Annotated in this window: 4 protein-coding genes; all 4 read left to right on the forward strand. The window is 69.2% G+C overall.

Annotated elements, in window-relative coordinates:
• Positions 1 to 891, forward strand: an 891-nt coding sequence (locus AC3XYG_RS19905; protein WP_489141601.1) for an HpcH/HpaI aldolase/citrate lyase family protein, incomplete at its 5' end; no start/stop codon positions are given.
• A 145-nt stretch (positions 892 to 1,036) separates the two neighbouring features.
• Entirely contained in the window at positions 1,037 to 1,444 is a 408-nt protein-coding gene (gene sdhC / locus AC3XYG_RS19910; protein WP_489141602.1) for a succinate dehydrogenase, cytochrome b556 subunit, read from the forward strand.
• The gene (gene sdhD / locus AC3XYG_RS19915) at positions 1,444 to 1,839 is read left to right on the forward strand and encodes a succinate dehydrogenase, hydrophobic membrane anchor protein (RefSeq protein ID WP_489141603.1); all 396 of its coding nucleotides are present in this window, start codon (positions 1,444 to 1,446) and stop codon (positions 1,837 to 1,839) included. The genes sdhC and sdhD overlap by 1 nt, the downstream gene beginning before the upstream one ends.
• 4 nt (positions 1,840 to 1,843) lie before the next feature.
• Positions 1,844 to 3,057 (forward strand): succinate dehydrogenase flavoprotein subunit (gene sdhA, locus AC3XYG_RS19920; RefSeq protein ID WP_489141604.1); only part of this gene is annotated, 1,214 nt, incomplete at its 3' end.

Consider the following 3,057-nt stretch of genomic DNA (forward strand, 5'->3'; position numbering starts at 1 on the left):
CCCCGCCGTTCGCTGCTCTATGTTCCCGGTGCCAATGCCCGCGCGCTCGACAAGGCCCGCACCCTGCCCGCCGACGGGCTGATTCTCGACCTCGAGGACGCGGTCACGCCGGAGGCCAAGCCCGCGGCGCGCGAGCGGGTGGTCGCCGCGGTCCGGGCCGGCGGCTGGGGGCCGCGCGAGGTGCTGGTCCGCGCCAATGCGCCCGAGACCCCCTGGGGCGCGGAGGATCTGGTCGCCATCGCCGACAGCGGTGCCGATGGAATCGTGTTGTCCAAGGTCGAGCGGCCGGAGACCGTGCGTGAAGCCGGCGCCGCCCTGAGTGCCGCCGGGGCACCCGACAGCCTGACCCTGTGGTGCATGATCGAGACGCCGCTGGGCGTGCTGAACGCCGCCGCCATCGCCGGGGCGACGCCACGCCTTGCGGGGGGGCGCGTGACCGGGCTGATCCTCGGCACCTCCGACCTGGCCAAGGATCTGCGGGCGGCGCATGAGCCGGGGCGGCAGCCGCTGCTGACCGCCTTGGGCCTGTGCCTGCTGGCCGGCCGTGCCTACGGCCTGACCGTGATCGACGGCGTGCATCTCGACCTGGAGGACGAGGCCGGCCTCGCCGAGTCGTGCCGCCAGGGCGCGGCGCTGGGCTTCGACGGCAAGTCGCTGATCCACCCCAGGACCATCGCCGCCGCCAACGCCGCCTTCGCCCCCAGCGCCGAGGCGGTCGAGAATGCCCATCGAGTGATCGCGGCGCACGCTGCGGCCCGTGCCGCCGGGCTCGGCGTCACCGTCGTCGACGGCCGGCTGGTCGAGGCGCTGCATGTCAGCGAGGCGGAACGGCTGGTGGCGTTGGACCGGGCCATCGCCGAACGGGCCGCGGGCCAGCCGCCGGCCAATTGAGAACGGCTCGCATCCGCTTGAAATAATTGGGCTGTTCGTTGACTTGCTGCAGTGCGGCGCGTAAGTCACTGACGACCCGTTCAGGCGCATTCGCGACACGCCGCGCCGCGCCTGAGTGCCCTTTTGCGTGCCGGAGTAGATCCGCATGTCCGCCTCCGAGGCAATTCCTCAGAAACGGCCGAGGCCTCTCTCGCCCCATCTGCAGATCTACCGCTGGCAGATCAGCATGGTGACGTCGATCCTGCACCGCGCCACCGGCATCGCCCTGACCGTCGGCACGCTGCTGCTGGCGTGGTGGGTGATCGCCGCGGCCGCCGGCCCCGCCGCCTTCGAAAACGCGCAGTGGTTCCTCGGCTCCTGGCTCGGCCTGCTGATGCTGTTCGGCTGGTCGGTGGCGCTGTTCTACCATTTGTGCTCTGGCATCCGGCACCTAGCCTGGGATGCCGGCTATGGCTACGACCTGCCGACGATGCACAAGACCGGCTATGCCGTCCTGATCGCCACCGGCGTGCTCACGGTGCTGGCCTGGATCGTCGGCCTGGTGGTGTGGTGATGACGACCAAGGACACCTCTCTCCGCAATCCGCTGGCGCATGCCCGCGGACTCGGCTCGGCCAAATCCGGCTTCCTGCACTGGCGCACCCTGCGTGTCACCGCGCTGGCGCTGATCCCGCTGACGATCTGGTTCGTCATCGCGGTGATCGCCCATCTCGGCGCGCCGCTGCCGGAGGTGCGGGCCTGGATCGGCCATCCGATCAACGCCGCCCTGTTCATCCTGTTCATCGCCATCGGCCTGCATCACGGTGCCAATGGCGTGACCGAGGTCTATGAGGACTACGTCCACGGCCACCACACCAAGCTGATCGCCGACCTGGCGACCAAGGGTCTGGCCCTGTTCCTGGGGGCGGCCATGATCGTCTCCGTCCTCAAGATCGCCATCCTGGGATAACCCGATGCCTGCGTCCTATACGATCATCGATCACCAGTACGACGTCGTCGTGGTGGGCGGCGGCGGTGCGGGTCTGCGCGCCACCTTCGGCATGGCCGAGAAGGGGCTGAAGACCGCCTGCATCACCAAGGTCTTCCCGACCCGCAGCCACACCGTGGCGGCCCAGGGCGGCGTCTCTGCCGCGCTCGGCAACATGGGGCCGGACGACTGGCGCTGGCACATGTACGACACCATCAAGGGGTCGGACTGGCTGGGCGACCAAGACGCGATCGAATACATGGTGCGCGAAGCGGTCCCTGCGATCATCGAACTTGAGCACTACGGCATGCCGTTCAGCCGCACGGCAGAGGGCAAGATCTACCAGCGCGCCTTCGGCGGCATGACCACGGAATACGGCAAGGGCCGCGCCTACCGCACCTGCGCCGCGGCCGACCGCACCGGCCACGCCATGCTGCACACGCTGTATCAACAGGCGTTGAAACACGACGCCGAGTTCTTCATCGAGTATTTCGCGCTCGACCTGATCATGGACGACGAGGGCGTGTGCCGCGGCGTCATGGCCTGGAACCTGGACGACGGCACGATCCACCGCTTCCTCGGCCACCAGACGGTGCTGGCGACGGGCGGCTACGGCCGGGCCTATTTCTCCTGCACCTCGGCCCACACCTGCACCGGCGACGGCGCCGGCATGGCGGCCCGCGCCGGCCTGCCGCTGCAGGACATGGAGTTCGTGCAGTTCCACCCGACCGGCATCTACGGCGCCGGCTGCCTGATCACCGAGGGCGTGCGCGGCGAGGGCGGCTACCTGACCAACAGCGAGGGTGAGCGCTTCATGGAGCGCTACGCCCCCTCGGCCAAGGACCTGGCGTCGCGCGACGTGGTCAGCCGGTCGATGACGATCGAGATCCGCGAGGGCCGCGGCGTCGGCCCGAACAAGGACTACATCTACCTGCACCTCGATCACATCGATCCCAAGGTGCTGGCCGAGCGCCTGCCGGGCATCACCGAGAGCGGCAAGATATTCGCGGGCGTCGACCTGACGCGCCAGCCGCTGCCGGTCGTCCCGACCGTCCACTACAACATGGGCGGTATCCCGACGAACTCTCACGGCGAGGTCATGACTATCGGCGCCGACGGCAATCCGGAAACGGTCGTGCAGGGCCTGTTCGCCGTGGGCGAAGCGGCTTGCGTCTCGGTCCACGGCGCCAACCGCCTGGG

The sequence above is a fragment of the Inquilinus sp. genome (genome assembly GCF_057815775.1).